This is a genomic window from Bacillus sp. FSL K6-2839 (assembly GCF_038003365.1).
Taxonomy (GTDB): domain Bacteria; phylum Bacillota; class Bacilli; order Bacillales; family Bacillaceae; genus Bacillus.
Window position 1 is genome coordinate 2,492,250 of record NZ_JBBOOZ010000001.1, and the last position, 14,777, is coordinate 2,507,026.

A 14,777-nucleotide genomic window follows, 5' to 3' on the forward strand; every position below is an offset into this window, starting at 1 on the left:
ACTACTAGGTTGTTTACTTTTTTAATTTATTAAAGTCTAAATAAGTCCAAAACACCCAAATTATATGCATCGAATGGAAAAACACCTGACGTCAAAACATCAGGTGCTTCCCTATATCTCTTACATTTTAAATTGTTTAATGAGCTCTCTTAGCTCTTCTGCCATCTGAGATAACGTGGCAGAGGATGAGCTGATCTCTTCCATAGATGCCAGCTGTTCTTCTGCGGATGCTGCGATATCTTGGAAGCCTGCGGAACTTTCTCTTGAAAGCTCTTTGATTTGATTCACCGCATGTGAAATATCATTTGAGCCATGCGAGAGTTCTTTGGCGGTTCCGTTCATTTGTTTCATTTTTTCTGTCATTTCTGATGTTTTATCGGTGATTTTCTCAAAGCTGACTTTCGTTTCATCTGTAATGTTTAATCCAGCTTGTACTTCACCTGCTACTTGTTTAAACATTTTCTGTGACTTTTCAATTTCCTCCACAATCTCGTTCGTCAGGCTTTCAATTTCCTTTGAAGAGCTTACTGATTGCTCTGCCAGCTTACGAACTTCTTCTGCAACAACAGAGAAACCTCTGCCTGCTTCTCCTGCCCGAGCGGCTTCTATCGCAGCATTTAAAGCAAGGAGATTGGTCTGGTCAGCAATGCCGTTAATGACACCCAGAATGTTAGTAATATCCTTTGATTTCTGCTCTAAGCCTTGAATAACAAGCTCTGCTTCTTTCACTGCCTGCTCGATGGTTTGCATTTGACCTGCTGTTTTTTGAACGAGTTCTCCACCAGCCTGAGCCGTTTTGCTCGAATCAATCGACGATTCCATCATATGTGAGGTCGTATCGACCATATGGGATAAGCTGCGATCCATTTCGTTCAACTGGACTGAGCTTTTTTCGATCATATCATTTTGGTGTTCAGTGCTGTTTGAGAACTGTTCAATAGACGTTGTGATATGCTCAGTCGCTTGGGTGGTCTGTCCTGCACTTGCTGTTAATTCTTCAGAAGAGGCGGCCACATTTTCAATGGAATTCTGAACAGCTTGAATGACGTGTTTCAGCTTTGCTGACATCTCGTTAAAGCTCTGCGCAAGCTTCCCGATTTCATCGTGCGTACGAACTTCAATATGCTGGGTCAGATCACCCTGACTGATTTTCTCAGCCGATTCAGAGAGCTCTATCAGTGGCTTTCGAATCGATTTAATAATAAAATAAATCGCGATTCCGCCTATGGCCATCGCAGCTGCCAGTATGATCATTGTTAAGTCGAGAACTGGCTGTGCAGCTTCTTTGACTTCGCCCGTATACATTGTTCCAGCAAGCTTCCAGCCTGTTGCTTCATTTGTGTCAAAAAACATTTGCTTCGGCTGTCCATTGTATTCATATTTGAAGCTGCCTTGTTTTTTATCATACAATTTCGAGATGAAATCACCTGTCAATTTCGCCCCAGGCTTGTCTGTTTTATGGGCAATATAATGCTGATCTGCAGTCGCGACAAACGCATAGCCTTCTTTGCCAATTTTGATGCTGTTTGTATCTTTCACGATCGTGTTCAAGCGCACATTGATCCCAATCACACCAGAACCATCTGCTAATTGTTCTGATATTGTGATGAGCAGGTCATCTGATGACTTGTCGACAAAAGGATCTGAAATGATGAGTTTCTCATCTCCCATCGATTGTTGAAACCACGATTCGTTTTTTGCGCTCGAGGCACTACCTTTGTGAATCTTGGAATATTCGGTTAGTTTACCATTTTGATCTGCAATGAATACTTCCACCACATCTTCATCTGTTTCCGATAATTGCTCTAATTTTACCTTGAGTAAATCCTTGTTTTTAGAAGCCAATTCACTCTTTTTCACCGATTTGGCTAAATAGGAAACGATATCAATTTTAGGCTGTACATCTTTATTAATGAGTTCGTTTAATTGCTGAACACCATTTGCAGCACTAGACATAATCTCATCATTGAGAGACTTTGAGGCCACTTCATAAGAAAATGCTGCCAATACGAGAATTGGCACTAGGAGAATCGCTAAGAATGCAGTAATTAATTTCTTCGACATTGTAAAGTGCTTAAAAAAGTTGATTTTTTTCATGACTCTACTCCTTTTGAATTATGATTTGTGGTCTTTCCCTTCTATTCTTAGGTAATACGAATTATTTTTCAAGACTCAATGTTCTTAAATTAATTAAAACGAGTAAATTCACCTATTTCTTTTGATTTATTTAATGAAAAAAGAGCCCTCTAGCTGTAGGACTCTTTTCATTATGTCTATTCGACTTTAAATTTGCTGATCAAATCACGCAATTCTTCTGCCATTGATGAGAGCGTAGCAGAGGATGAGCTGATTTCTTCCATTGATGCCAGCTGTTCTTCCGCTGAAGCCGCAATGTCTTGAATGTTTGCGGAGCTTTCACGTGAGACGTCTGCAATCTCACGGACAGCCTCTGACACATGGGCAGAGCCATTTGAAAGCATGATAACCGTTTGATTCATCGTTTGAAGCTGGTCAGAAATTTCTTTTGTCATTTCGAAAATATTATGGAAGCTGGCTCTTGTTTGTTCAGTGAAGCTTAAGCCTGATTGAACTTCTCGATTCACCGCAGTGAATACTTCCTGTGATACATCGATGTCTTGAACGATCTCTTTAATCAAATTCTCGATTTCTTTCGCCGAATTGGCTGATTGAACAGCCAGTTTTCTTACTTCTTCTGCTACAACGGAGAAGCCTCTGCCAGATTCCCCAGCTCTTGCTGCCTCGATTGCTGCATTTAGCGCAAGTAAATTCGTTTGGTCAGCGATTCCATTGATGACACCTAGAATTTGTGTAATGTCTTTTGATTTACTTTCAAGAGCGCTGATGACATTCTCTGCTTTTTTCACGGACTGATCAATGACATTCATTTGAGAAGCGGTTTTTTCCACAAGCTGTCCGCCTTCCCCTGCGATATCTGTTGATTTGATCGATGAAGCAGTAATGGATTCAGCCGACTCATTCATGTGCTGAAGTCCTCGGTTCATTTCCTCTAACTCGTCTGAGCTGGATTCGACTTTGTCATTTTGACTTTCATTTCCATTGGAGAATTGTTCAATGGCTAGTGTAATATGCTCTGTTGCTTTACTTGTTTGCCCTGCGCTGGCGGTCAGTTCTTCTGATGAAGAAGCGACATTTTCGACTGAGGTTTGAACGGCACCAATGAGGGTTCTTAATGAGTCAATCATTGTATTAAAGCCTTTCCCAACTTGTCCAATTTCGTCATCTGATTGGATCTCAAGCTTATCGCGCAAATCACCTTCGCTGACTTTTTTCGAGAAGCGGGCAAGGTTGGATAATCTTTTAGATATAGAGCGGACGATAAAGAAGATAAGGGTACCTGCTACGATAAGTGTCACACTGAACACAATAATGGCTGTATTGAAAACGGGCTTTGCTGCATCTTCTACTTCTGATACGAGCATCGTTCCACCGATTTTCCAGCCGGTTAATTCATTGGTCACATACGCAACCTTTTTATCTATTCCTTTGAGTGTGTAGCTGCCGTTTCCTTCTTTGTTTTTAAAAATAATATTCGCCAGATTCTCATTTACCTGACTTCCTGGCTTTTGGGTCGGATCTGCTAAAACTGTTTTATCCTTCTCCATGATAAAGGCATAGCCTTTTTGCCCAATTTTGATTTCTTTTAACTTTTGCAGTAGGGTGTCAATTTCTAAATCAATTCCAATAACACCTGAACCATCTTTCATTTTTTGAGTAATGGTGATGACCATTTTTCCTGTGGAGGCTGCTACGTATGGTTTTGTGATGACTTGTTTGCCGTTTTCTGCATTGAGTGCCTCTTGATACCATGGACGCTCTCTTGGATCGTAGCCATCAGGCATCTTTTGAACAGGATATTGCATAAACAATCCCTTTTCGGAGCCTGCATAGATAGCAGAAACATCTTTTTCATTAATTTTTCCAAATTGCTGCAATTCTTTAATGGTCGCATTTCTATTTTTTTCTTGAAGATTAGACGCTTTGAGTGAGTCTGTAAACAGGGTCACAGCATCTGCTTTGTTTCCTATATTCTCATTGATTAAGGTATCAAATGCATTGACTTGACTCATCGCACTGCCCATAATCTGTTTGTCTAGCTCTGTCTTTGATGTAAAAAATGCACTAATTGTCAGTGCAGTGGTTGGCAGGATAAGGACTACCAAAAAGGCAATAATTAATTTTTTTGAAATGGATGGTTTTTTTAACCATTGGATCATTTTCCCCATTTTCTCTTTCCCCCTTTACTTCTCTAAAGTTATTATCGGATGAAAGGTTTATTTTTACAGGCTGAAAACGATGTTTAAACATAAAAAAAATACCCAGACAATTCTGGGTATTTTTTCATCATTTTTTAATCAATTTTAAATTGACTTGTGAGCTCTTTTAGTTCCTCTGCCATGTTAGCAAGTGTCACAGAAGAAGATGAGATTTCTTCCATAGATGCAAGCTGCTCTTCAGCAGAAGCCGCAATGTCCTGAATGTTTGCCGCACTTTCTCTAGAGACTTGGCGCATCTCCTGCATAGCTTGTGAGACAAGCTTTGAACCGCTCGATAGATCAATCGCTGTATCGTTTAATTGAGTCAGTTTTTTCGACATTCCTTCTGCCGCCTCATAAATGTTCTGGAAGCTTTCTTTTGCTTCTTCTGTCATACCGAGTCCTGCATGTACTTCTCGATTGACCGTTTTGAACATATCTTGAGATTTAGCAATTTCTAACACAATTTCTTGAATGAGCTTTTCAATTTCTTTCGCTGAATCTGCGGATTGGACAGCTAGTTTTCTCACTTCTTCTGCAACGACGGAGAAGCCGCGTCCTGATTCACCTGCTCTTGCTGCTTCGATGGCTGCATTTAGCGCAAGTAAATTCGTTTGATCTGCAATGCCGTTAATAACATTTAAAATGCTCGTAATATCTTTAGACTTGTATTCTAATTGTTTCATGACTTGTTCTGCTTCTTGTACAGATGTATCAATATGTTTCATTTGGCTCGCTGTGCTTTCAACAATTCGGCCACCTTGACCAGCCGCCTCTGTCGATTGAAGTGAGACAGCAGCCACTTCTGATGACGTATGTGACATGTCTTGTAACCCTTCATTCATTGCCACAAGCTGATTCGTACTAGATTCGACTTTCTCGTTTTGTGCTTCATTTCCATTTGAAAATTGTTCAATCGACATCGTGATATGCTCAGTTGCTTGACTTGTTTGGCTGGCACTTGCCGTCAGCTCCTCGGAAGCGGAAGCCACATTGTCGACAGATTGCTGTACCGCTCGAATGACGTCACGGAGGGATTCACTCATTTTGCTAAAGCTTCTTGTCAGCTCTCCTATTTCATCCTTCGATTTGGTTTCAAGGGTTTCGGTTAAATCCCCTTCACTCACTTTGTTTGAGAAATCAACAAGCTTTCGAAGTCCAATTGTGATGGATCGAACGATAAAGAAGATCGCAACGCCGCCAAGGATAAATGAAGAAATTAAAAGAATAATGGCAGAATTCCAAACTGGCTGTGCTGCTTCTTCTGTTTCTGATACAAACATCGTTCCAGCAATTTTCCAACCTGTTAAATCATTTGTCACAAAAACAAGACGCTTTTGTTCTCCTTTATTCTCATAAGTTGACGTTCCTTCTTTTCCGCTGTAAAGGATAGATGAAATATTTTCAGTGACCTTAGATCCTGACTTTTCTTCTGGATGGGCCACAATTTGTTTATTTTTATTCGCAATAATTGGATATCCTTGTCGTCCAATTTTAATCTCTTTTATTTTATCGACAATGTCTTGCACATCAATGTCAATTCCGATCGCTCCCGACCCGTCCTTCAGACGCTGGGCAATCGTGACAACCATGCCGTTTGTTGTGGCAGAGATGTATGGATTAGTAACAACTGGCTTACCACTGTCATCCTGCATAGCTAGTTGATACCAATCGCGTGTTGTTGGATCATAGCCTTTTGGCATGTCTACTTTAGGAAACTGAATGAAATCACGCTTTTTACTTGCTGCATAAAAGCCAACCACATCATCTTCATTGATTTTACTGTATATCTCGAAATGCTCATACAGCTTGTCCTGGTTGTTCTTCTTAAAGTCTGCAGCAGTAGATGTTTCAGTAAAGAGTTTTACTGCGTTTTCCTTATTCATAAGCTTTTGCTGAATCATGTCATTCAGTTCATTGACTCTTGTGTTTGCTCCGTACATGATTTCATGATCTAATTCTTCTTTGGCAATCTGATATGAAATCGTACTGAGTGTAATAATTGGCAAGACAAGAACGAGCATGAATGAAATAATCAGTCTCTTAGAAATCGATGGTTTTTTCAACCATTTTATTGCATTTTTCATGTTTTTCCTCCTTTTAAACGATATGTTATATATCGGACATCTTCATATTATTTTCATGTTTTTCAAATAAAAAGGATGCCTTTTTGTTTATTTTCACTAATTGATTCCTTGCCCAAGCATCCTGCATACGCTAATACAAAAGGGGGCGCTTTTCTTATGATTATTCTTTCAGGACAGCCAGTGACAAATGAGCAGCTGGCTTCATTTCAGCTAGAGGGACAAAAGCGGATCATTTTGATGCAGTTACAAGCCTCAAATGATACGTTCCGCTACAGGCAAGCATCTGATTTGTTATTTGAGGTCACATTGAGATCGAACATTATGAATGCTGCAAGAGATTTGCATAAAAGTGGTGCCTCATTTGCCATCTTCCAAAAATCTCGTGCAAATGATGCCTTTTGGCGTGTATCGGAAGCAGGAGCACTAGAGCTGCGCTATCAAGTGGAACCATCTAGAGGAATTAAAGACATTTTTGAAAATGGCTCACAATATGCATTTGAATGTGCCACAGCCATTGTGATCGTATTTTATATGGGGGTCTTGCAAACGGTAGGAGAGGAGAAGTTTAACCGAAGGCTTCGCAGCTTAACCCTGTATGACTGGCATTATGATACATTGTCGATTTATACAGAACGCGGGAATGACTTTATCTATGGGGATTGCTTATATTTTGAAAATCCAGAGTTTAGCTATCAGCAGTCACAGTGGCGCGGGGAAAATGTGATTTACTTAGGAGAAGATCAATATTACGGACATGGACTTGGGATTTTAACAGCGGCAGAAATTATCGACAAATTGAATAAGAGAAGGCGGCCAGGTGCTGTTCAATCTGCTTATCTATTGCCGCAGACCACCCGGATGGATGTGATTTATCTCAGGCAAATGTTTGGCAGCTAAAAAAAGCCTCTTGTCTATTGGTTATGACAAGGGGCTTTTGTATGCCTTGCGTTTACGATAATCTTGCAACGTGCCAAGCATCGTGTTCGCAAGGATCTCCATTTTTTCTAAGTCTTTTCTTGTGACCGGCGGATCGTGCCGGCTCCATTTTACGTAACGAACAAAATAGTAATGACGAATGGGCGTAAGGACGGCAGAAGAGTGCGGAAATTCATCAAACCAACATTCAATTTGTCCTTTTTTTCGGTATGAATGCTTTAAGATGTCCATCCTTTCACACCACCCAACATGATTTTATATGTGCGTCAGTTCATGCATGATCTCCTCAACGGTTAAAATCGAGTGAATACGGCTAACGCCCTGTCCTGCCCAAAGAGCCATTTGATCAGGGTTTCCTGCAGCCGCGGCTGCTTTTCGCATCGGTGTCGTCCATACATGCTGAACCGGATAAGGAAGAACCCTATCTTCATTCTGTCTTTCTTCCTCCATCCACTGATTCACAATTCCTCTTGCTCTTTTCCCAGAAAAAAGCTTCGTGATCTTTGTTTCACTGCTTTCTGCCTGTAAAATCGCCTTTTTGTATACGTCTGCCGCAGCACTTTCCTGGCTGACTAAAAATCGTGTGCCGATTTGAACCGCATCCGCTCCAAGCGCTAGAGCGGCTTTCACACCTGCTCGTTCTGTGATCCCGCCTGCGGCGATCAATGGCACATGACAGAGCGGCTTGACGTCAGAGATCAGACTAAAGAGTCCCACCAGGGCATCTCCTTTTGCAGGTAAAAAGGTACCTCGGTGACCCCCTGCTTCACTTCCTTGCAGAACAATGGCATCCATCCCTTTTTCCTCTAAAAGCAGTGCTTCCTCTTTTGTTGTGGCGGTTCCAATTAAAAAGATCCCCTTTTGTTTTAAGCGATGAATCGTTTGTTCATTTGGACAAGCGAAGGTAAAGGAAACGACCGGTACGTCTTCTTCCTGAATAATGTTGATTTTCTGTTCAAAATCATCCCACAATTCCTCTTCACTCGGCAGCCTATCAGCTGCTGGCCATGCAGGCAGTCTCTTCTCCCAAAATGCCACATCCTCTTGTTTGACTTCAGGAATTGGCTCTGGTACAAATACATTGACCTGAAACAGGCGAGTTGTCAGCTGCTTGACCTGTCTGATCTGCTTCCTTAAATTGTCAGGCTGCACATATCCACTTGCCAAACTGCCAAGTCCCCCGTACAGTGAAACAGCGGCTGCCAGCTGCGATGTCACGGCTCCTCCTGCCATTGGCGCTTGAATAATTCCATATTTGATTTGCAGTAATTTCGTGATATCTCCCATTCATTTCCCCCATCTCTTATTCGTTTGAAGACACCTGTATATAAAAATGGCGATGTCTCGGCCCGTCAAACTCACAGAAATAGATTCCCTGCCATGTGCCAAGTACAAGATCACCATGATTGATGAGAACATGCTGTGAGGCACCCATATAGCTCGCTTTCATATGTGCGGCTGTATTTCCTTCCATATGGCGGTCCTTCGGATGTTCCCACGGAAAGACTTCGTCAAGCCGGCGGAGCATATCTCGTTTCACATCTGGGTCCGCATTTTCATTAATGGTCATCCCTGCTGTCGTATGAGGACAGTAGACAATGACGGTTCCGTTTTGAATACCTGTTTCCTTGACATATTGATGGATCTCGTTCGTCACGTCGATCATCTCATCGCGTCTGTCTGTTTGTACATTGATTTTTTTCATATGAGCGGCTCCTTTTTGTCATTTCTATAAAACCACCATACCCTTTTTATGTGAAATAAATCACTGCTTATCGGCAGAAGGCATTCTCTTACCTAAAGTTTACCAACTAAAAAAACCTCGTCAAGTGTTACGAGGTTTTTAGAAAAAGTGAACCTTTTTGATTTCAATGGTCCGAATATGATGGTCTTCTGCATCTATGATGGTAAATTCACAGCCTTCTGCTTCAATCGTATCTCCAATCTCAAAATCAAATTTATGTGTCATCATCCAGCCAGCAATTGTATCAACATCATCATTCTCAATGGCTAAATCCAATAAATCATTTACTTCATCAATCAAGGCTTTCCCATCCATTACATAGTGGAAGTCACCTTTTTTGACGATATGAGGTGTTTCATCTTGATCATATTCATCCCGAATTTCGCCCACGATTTCTTCTAAAATGTCCTCTACTGTGACAAGTCCGGCTGTTCCTCCATATTCGTCTACGAGCACTGACATATGAATTCGTTCCTTTTGCATCAAAATGAGCAATTCTTGAACAGGAGTACTTTCAATCACCCGAATCACCGGACGCATTAAGTCTTCAATCGTCACATCTTGATTCAGGAAGCTCGCCTTAAACACATCTTTGCTATTGATGACACCAATCACATGATCTTTGTCTTCTTTAATAACAGGGTAGCGTGTGTATCTTTCGTTCAGCATATAATGCGTCATGTCTTCAAGCGTCTGTTCAACCTCTATGGCTGAAATTTCTGTACGAGGGATCATGATCTCTCTCGCCACCCGGTTATCAAATTCAAAAATTTTATTCACATATTTGTACTCAGATTGGTTAATTTCGCCCTTCTCATAGCTTTCAGATAAAATGAGACGCAATTCTTCCTCACTGATCGCCACTTCATGTTCTTTGACAGAATGAAAACCGAATAATTTCACAATGCCTCGTGCCGCCCCATTTAATGCTTTAATAAACGGGTACATGACTTTATAGAAAAAGATGAGTGGCTTTGCTGTCACAAGGCTGACGGCCTCTGCCTTTTGAATGGCAATCGTTTTAGGCGCCAGTTCTCCCACAACGACATGTAAAAACGTAATGATCACAAATGCGATGATAAACGATAGGATGTCGGTTAATGCGGAATGAAGCCCTAATTCCTCAAACAGCGGATGCAGAAAATGTTCCACCGTCGGCTCGCCCAGCCACCCTAAGCCTAAAGCGGTGATGGTAATTCCGAGTTGACAGGCGGATAAATATTCGTCGAGATTTGATATGAGCTTTTGTACGTGGATGGCTCTCTTATCACCGCTTTCAATCAGCTGATTGATTTTAGAGCCTCTAATTTTCACAATCGCAAATTCAGTGACAACAAAAAATGCTGTCGCAGCAATAAGTAATATGACTAAAAATACGTTTAAAATATACAAAAAAACCCTTACCTAACAATGGTAAGGGCTCACCTCCTCTGGCATCAATTAATCATTACGGCCATTTAGGAAGATCATTACAAAACGGAGCAATTCAAACAAGGAAACAAGGGCCGCTGCGACGTACGTAAGAGCTGCAGCATTTAACACCTTGTTCACGCCTCTTTCTTCACTGCTTCTAATGATTCCTTCTGAAACAATGATATCTTTTGCACGAGAACTTGCATTAAACTCGACAGGCAATGTCACAAGCTGAAAAAACACAGCCGCTGAGAACAAAATGATCCCAAGCCCGATTAAGTTAAGGCTGCCGAGCAAGATTCCTCCAAGGAAAAGAAGCGGGGCAACACCAGATGCAAAGTTCACGACAGGGAAGATCTTATGTCTCAAGACAAGCGCACCATAGGATTCCTGATGCTGCAAGGCATGTCCAACCTCGTGTGATGCGACTGAAATGGCCGATATGGAATGACCGTAGTACACAGGTTCAGATAAGCGAACCACACGCTGCGTCGGGTCGTAATGATCAGTCAAAGTTCCTCTTACCGGTTCAACAGGCACGTCATATAACCCGTTGCGATCTAAAATATGCCGAGCGGTTTCCGCACCTGTTTTCATACTGGATGCTTCAACCTTTGAATACTTTTCAAAATTATTCTTTACTTTAAATTGTGCCCAAAATGACAATCCCAATGCGGCAAAAGTTAAAAAATAAAAAAACAGCATGCTCATCAGCTTCCTTTTTATTTTATATATTTATTTACAATTTTAATGACTTTTATGTAACGTGTACAGAAAAAAGCACTAGGTCTTTTTAAGGGGAACAACTGCGCCAATAAAAAAGAAGAACACACCTAAGCATGCTGTATAAAAGGTCACCGTTCCGTATAGGTCTTGAAAAAAGTGCAGCCAAGAAAAATCACTCATAAAATGATTCACAGCATTTAAGTCAAACACGAGCAAGATCACAGCTGATGATAAAAAGTGCGCACCGATAAAAAGAAGTACGGTCTTTTGAACGAACGACATTCGCATTCCCTCCTTCTTCTCTCTTATTTTAAGATATGGGATCTGTTTCAATACATGACGAAGATGAAAAAATGTTCCTCAATCGGGCATACTGACATTAGCAGTCTCCTGAAAGGAAGAGTCCGATGAAATCAAATCGTATCTTTATCGCTTGGCTAAGGTGGCCACTCTATCTTCGAATTGCCATCATCATCTGTTTCTTGCTTCTTTTTTTTGGACAATTAATCGTTTTGCTTGAACCGAAGCAGTATCATACGATCTTTGATGGGATCTGGTGGGCGCTCATTACAGTCTCTACGGTAGGCTATGGTGATTTTGTGCCGCAAACCATGCCTGGACAAGTAGCGGGTATGGCTCTGATTTTGATCGGCGCAAGCTTTGTCACAGCTTATTTCGCCACGCTTGCCGCCGCTGTGTTCAGCAAGCAGCACCATTATGTAGAAGGAAAGGTCGCCTTTAAAGGGAAAGGACATCTCATTATCGTCGGCTGGAATGAGAAAACGAACAAACTGCTTCAGTCGTTTCAAACAATTGATCCAGCTATGCCGATTGTGCTGATTGATGACTCCTTGAAGGAAGGGCCACTTTTAGAGAATGTTCATTTTATTAAAGGGCATGGCACCGAAGATGTCACACTTCGCAAAGCCAATATTACCGGTGCAGATGCACTGATGATTACCGCAGATCAGCACGAAAATGAAGTGACAGCTGATATGCAGAGTGTTTTAACATTACTTGCAGCAAAAGGATTAAACCCTTCGCTATACTGTTTAATTGAAATCTTAACAGATCGTTACGTGAAAAATGCCGAGCGTGCTGGAGCCAATCAAGTCATTCATACCTCTGATGCAGTCAATCATTTAATGGTCGAACATTTTCTTCTAAAGGAACAGTTCAAAGCGTTAAAGAAAAAAAGCCATATGACCTTGCATAAACACGTCACCATCATACCGGTTCCAGCTTCGTTAGCCGGAGAAACATTCTTAACAGTGCTCCATCACTTTTTAGAGCATCATGTGATCATTGTCGGTGTACAAAAAAAAGAAGGACCCATGATGAATCCTCCCTTTGGATATGAGCTTCATCCAGAGGATGAACTGATCAGCCTTTAAAGCAGTGCGTCTTCTAATTCCTTGACGAGTGAAAAGCCAATCTCAGTATAAGCTTTTGATACATCTCCATCTTTCTCTTTTGGTTCTTGGAATTGGTTAAAGGATGCTCCCACATTTCCAACCATCGCATGATCATCTAACTTATCTTGATATACATGCTTTAAGAGAAATGGATCTCCCATTTTCACCACAACGCCTGGCTGATCCAGCTGGCCTTTTTCGGCTGTAAAAGGAACTCTGAGAAAAGTATAGCCATCACGGTTATCAATTTTATAATCAAAGTACCCGTGATCATAATCCCAGTTGCCATTAATGACATAACCGAGCGGCTTCATGGTCTCTTCTAAATGGTAAAGTGAAAAGCTTTCACCAGGCAGCCTGGATGGTACATGAATCATACGAAACCCTCCTTTTTGTATAATAGGGTTCGTTAAAGAGAGGAATTCATACATTGCCCCTCGTGATTTGTACATTGTTTGTAAAAGCAGCATCAAATAAGCTTTGATTGGATAATTGATTGATTCGTCTCGTTCACACTGCCAGCACCTTCAGTATCTTTGACAGCACTCATAGAACAAATACGTCCGACATTGCCAAAGTTGACGATTGCCTGGCCAGAAATATCGTGAATGTAAATATGATTCGTTCTCATGTTTCACTCTCCTCTACTCATTATTCTATGTACAGAGCATGAGGAAGCTTGCACAGGAACCATGAGAAAACAAAAAAGGCACACCCTTATCAAAAGGTGTGCTTTTTCATTCTTACGATTGTTTTAGACGGCTTTCAAGCTCGGCTTTTTTCTCTTCGAAGCCTGGTTTTCCTAATAAAGCAAACATATTCACTTTATAAGCTTCTACTCCAGGCTGGTCGAATGGATTGACGCCTAGTAGATATCCAGACATCGCACATGCTTTCTCAAAGAAGTAAACGAGGTATCCGAATGTATAAGCATCCATCTCAGGAATTGTGACGATAAGATTCGGTACTTTTCCATCTGTATGAGCAAGCATCGTTCCTTCAAATGCTTTTTTATTAACGAAATCAACCGTTTTTCCTGCTAGATAGTTCAAGCCATCAAGGTCTTGTTCTTCTGCTTCAATGACAAGCTCATGGCGAGGTTTGTCTACATTGACGATTGTTTCAAACAAGTCTCTTCTTCCTTCTTGAACATATTGACCAAGTGAATGAAGATCTGTTGAGAAGTTCGCAGATGAAGGATAAATTCCTTTTTCATCTTTTCCTTCACTTTCACCGAATAATTGCTTCCACCATTCTGCAAAGTATTGCAGGCCTGGCTCATAGTTAATCAGCATTTCAATCGTTCTGCCTTTATTATAAAGGACATTACGGACGACAGCATATTGGTATGCCGCATTCTCAGAAAGCTCAGATGAAGCGAAGTCTTCGCTTGCTTTTGCCGCCCCTTCCATCATCTGATCAATGTCTGCACCGCTCACAGCGATTGGCAATAGACCAACTGCTGTTAATACAGAATAGCGTCCACCTACATCATCAGGGATGATAAATGATTCGTAGCCTTCTTCAGTTGCTAATGTTTTCAGTGCACCGCGTGCCTTGTCAGTTGTCGCATAAATACGTTTTTTCGCTTCTTCAGCACCGTATTTTTCAATGAGGAGCTTTTTAAAGATGCGGAACGCAATCGCTGGCTCTGTTGTTGTTCCAGATTTTGAAATGACGTTAATAGAGAAATCTGCATCTTCCAATAGATTCATCACATCTGTTAAATAAGAAGAACTGATGTTGTTTCCAATAAAGATGATTTGCGGCGTCTTGCGTTTGCCTTTTGGCAGCGTGTTATAGAAAGAGTGGTTCAAAAATTCAATCGCCGCACGTGCGCCGAGATAAGAGCCGCCGATTCCGACAACAAGCAAGACATCAGAGTCAGACTTAATTTTATCTGCACTTTTTTTAATGCGGGCAAATTCTTCGCGATCATATTGCTTCGGTAAGTCAACCCAGCCTAAATAATCACTGCCTGCACCCGTTTGTTCATGAATATTATGATGGGCCACCTTCACAAAATCTTTTAAATATGTAAGCTCATGTTCTTGAAAGAAAGGTAACGCTTTCGAGTAGTCAAATTGAATATGTGTCATCGCTTGTAAGCCCTCCATTACGTTAGTTCTGTCCCTTTCACTTTAGCGGAACTAGCTATTGA

Annotated in this window: 14 protein-coding genes and 2 pseudogenes; 2 read left to right on the plus strand and 14 right to left on the minus strand. The window is 41.2% G+C overall.

Going from position 1 to position 14,777, the window contains the following annotated elements; genetic code table 11:
* Window positions 1–120 precede the first annotated feature (120 nt).
* The 5 genes and pseudogenes from MHH26_RS12890 to MHH26_RS19265 form a co-directional block, all read right to left on the minus strand.
* Window positions 121–2,097, minus strand: a complete 1,977-nt coding sequence (locus MHH26_RS12890; protein WP_340973617.1) for a methyl-accepting chemotaxis protein — start codon at window positions 2,095–2,097, stop codon at window positions 121–123.
* A 176-nt stretch (window positions 2,098–2,273) separates the two neighbouring features.
* Entirely contained in the window at window positions 2,274–3,224 is a 951-nt protein-coding gene (locus tag MHH26_RS19250; RefSeq protein ID WP_409481746.1) for a methyl-accepting chemotaxis protein, read from the minus strand.
* Window positions 3,219–4,265 (minus strand): annotated as a pseudogene (locus MHH26_RS19255) (cache domain-containing protein); the annotation flags it as partial. The pseudogene MHH26_RS19255 and the gene MHH26_RS19250, both read right to left, overlap by 6 nt.
* 125 nt (window positions 4,266–4,390) lie before the next feature.
* Window positions 4,391–5,341: a methyl-accepting chemotaxis protein gene (locus MHH26_RS19260; protein WP_370876321.1), complete on the minus strand. Its 951-nt coding sequence runs from the start codon at window positions 5,339–5,341 to the stop codon at window positions 4,391–4,393.
* Window positions 5,333–6,382, minus strand: a pseudogene (locus MHH26_RS19265) (cache domain-containing protein); the annotation flags it as partial. The pseudogene MHH26_RS19265 and the gene MHH26_RS19260, both read right to left, overlap by 9 nt.
* Window positions 6,383–6,538: 156 nt before the next feature.
* Between MHH26_RS19265 and MHH26_RS12905 the strand changes: the two are divergent.
* Window positions 6,539–7,279: a protein-glutamine gamma-glutamyltransferase gene (locus MHH26_RS12905; RefSeq protein ID WP_307500160.1), complete on the plus strand. Its 741-nt coding sequence runs from the start codon at window positions 6,539–6,541 to the stop codon at window positions 7,277–7,279.
* A 21-nt stretch (window positions 7,280–7,300) separates the two neighbouring features.
* On the opposite strand, the gene MHH26_RS12910 is transcribed toward MHH26_RS12905, so the two are convergent.
* From MHH26_RS12910 to MHH26_RS12935, 6 genes are all read right to left on the minus strand, one after another.
* Window positions 7,301–7,549 carry a hypothetical protein gene (locus MHH26_RS12910; RefSeq protein WP_334750381.1) on the minus strand — a complete coding sequence of 83 codons (249 nt, stop codon included), beginning with the start codon at window positions 7,547–7,549 and terminating at the stop codon, window positions 7,301–7,303.
* 24 nt (window positions 7,550–7,573) lie between these two features.
* Window positions 7,574–8,605, minus strand: a complete 1,032-nt coding sequence (locus MHH26_RS12915) for a nitronate monooxygenase (RefSeq protein WP_340973623.1) — start codon at window positions 8,603–8,605, stop codon at window positions 7,574–7,576.
* Between the two features lie 16 nt (window positions 8,606–8,621).
* A complete protein-coding gene (locus tag MHH26_RS12920) occupies window positions 8,622–9,023 on the minus strand; it encodes a secondary thiamine-phosphate synthase enzyme YjbQ (RefSeq protein WP_340973624.1) in 402 nt (133 codons plus the stop codon).
* A 138-nt stretch (window positions 9,024–9,161) separates the two neighbouring features.
* A complete protein-coding gene (locus MHH26_RS12925; protein WP_034659775.1) occupies window positions 9,162–10,454 on the minus strand; it encodes a hemolysin family protein in 1,293 nt (430 codons plus the stop codon).
* A gap of 48 nt (window positions 10,455–10,502) precedes the next feature.
* Window positions 10,503–11,177, minus strand: a complete 675-nt coding sequence (locus MHH26_RS12930) for a zinc metallopeptidase (protein ID WP_041816317.1) — start codon at window positions 11,175–11,177, stop codon at window positions 10,503–10,505.
* Between the two features lie 81 nt (window positions 11,178–11,258).
* The gene (locus tag MHH26_RS12935; RefSeq protein ID WP_095285849.1) at window positions 11,259–11,483 is read right to left on the minus strand and encodes a hypothetical protein; all 225 of its coding nucleotides are present in this window, start codon (window positions 11,481–11,483) and stop codon (window positions 11,259–11,261) included.
* Between the two features lie 125 nt (window positions 11,484–11,608).
* Here MHH26_RS12935 and MHH26_RS12940 point away from each other — a divergent pair, with 125 nt between their 5' ends.
* Window positions 11,609–12,595: a potassium channel family protein gene (locus MHH26_RS12940; protein WP_106043645.1), complete on the plus strand. Its 987-nt coding sequence runs from the start codon at window positions 11,609–11,611 to the stop codon at window positions 12,593–12,595.
* On the opposite strand, the gene MHH26_RS12945 is transcribed toward MHH26_RS12940, so the two are convergent.
* From MHH26_RS12945 to MHH26_RS12955, 3 genes are all read right to left on the minus strand, one after another.
* Window positions 12,592–12,993 carry a YugN-like family protein gene (locus MHH26_RS12945; protein WP_034659780.1) on the minus strand — a complete coding sequence of 134 codons (402 nt, stop codon included), beginning with the start codon at window positions 12,991–12,993 and terminating at the stop codon, window positions 12,592–12,594. The two genes, MHH26_RS12940 and MHH26_RS12945, sit on opposite strands and share 4 nt — an antisense overlap.
* Window positions 12,994–13,085: 92 nt before the next feature.
* Window positions 13,086–13,247: a hypothetical protein gene (locus tag MHH26_RS12950; RefSeq protein ID WP_307500165.1), complete on the minus strand. Its 162-nt coding sequence runs from the start codon at window positions 13,245–13,247 to the stop codon at window positions 13,086–13,088.
* 112 nt (window positions 13,248–13,359) lie between these two features.
* Entirely contained in the window at window positions 13,360–14,715 is a 1,356-nt protein-coding gene (locus tag MHH26_RS12955; protein ID WP_340973628.1) for a glucose-6-phosphate isomerase, read from the minus strand.
* Window positions 14,716–14,777 lie beyond the last annotated feature (62 nt).

Bases quoted from the DNA above. Each gene is read 5' to 3' on its own strand.
- MHH26_RS12890 (WP_340973617.1), bottom strand. From the start codon at position 2,097: ATGAAAAAAATCAACTTTTTTAAGCACTTTACAATGTCGAAGAAATTA.
- MHH26_RS12950 (WP_307500165.1), bottom strand. From the start codon at position 13,247: ATGAGAACGAATCATATTTACATTCACGATATTTCTGGCCAGGCAATC.
- MHH26_RS12910 (WP_334750381.1), bottom strand. From the start codon at position 7,549: ATGGACATCTTAAAGCATTCATACCGAAAAAAAGGACAAATTGAATGT.
- MHH26_RS12935 (WP_095285849.1), bottom strand. From the start codon at position 11,483: ATGTCGTTCGTTCAAAAGACCGTACTTCTTTTTATCGGTGCGCACTTT.
- MHH26_RS12920 (WP_340973624.1), bottom strand. From the start codon at position 9,023: ATGAAAAAAATCAATGTACAAACAGACAGACGCGATGAGATGATCGAC.
- MHH26_RS19260 (WP_370876321.1), bottom strand. From the start codon at position 5,341: ATGAGTGAATCCCTCCGTGACGTCATTCGAGCGGTACAGCAATCTGTC.
- MHH26_RS12905 (WP_307500160.1), top strand. From the start codon at position 6,539: ATGATTATTCTTTCAGGACAGCCAGTGACAAATGAGCAGCTGGCTTCA.
- MHH26_RS12945 (WP_034659780.1), bottom strand. From the start codon at position 12,993: ATGATTCATGTACCATCCAGGCTGCCTGGTGAAAGCTTTTCACTTTAC.
- MHH26_RS12915 (WP_340973623.1), bottom strand. From the start codon at position 8,605: ATGGGAGATATCACGAAATTACTGCAAATCAAATATGGAATTATTCAA.
- MHH26_RS12940 (WP_106043645.1), top strand. From the start codon at position 11,609: ATGAAATCAAATCGTATCTTTATCGCTTGGCTAAGGTGGCCACTCTAT.
- MHH26_RS12955 (WP_340973628.1), bottom strand. From the start codon at position 14,715: ATGACACATATTCAATTTGACTACTCGAAAGCGTTACCTTTCTTTCAA.
- MHH26_RS19250 (WP_409481746.1), bottom strand. From the start codon at position 3,224: ATGATTGACTCATTAAGAACCCTCATTGGTGCCGTTCAAACCTCAGTC.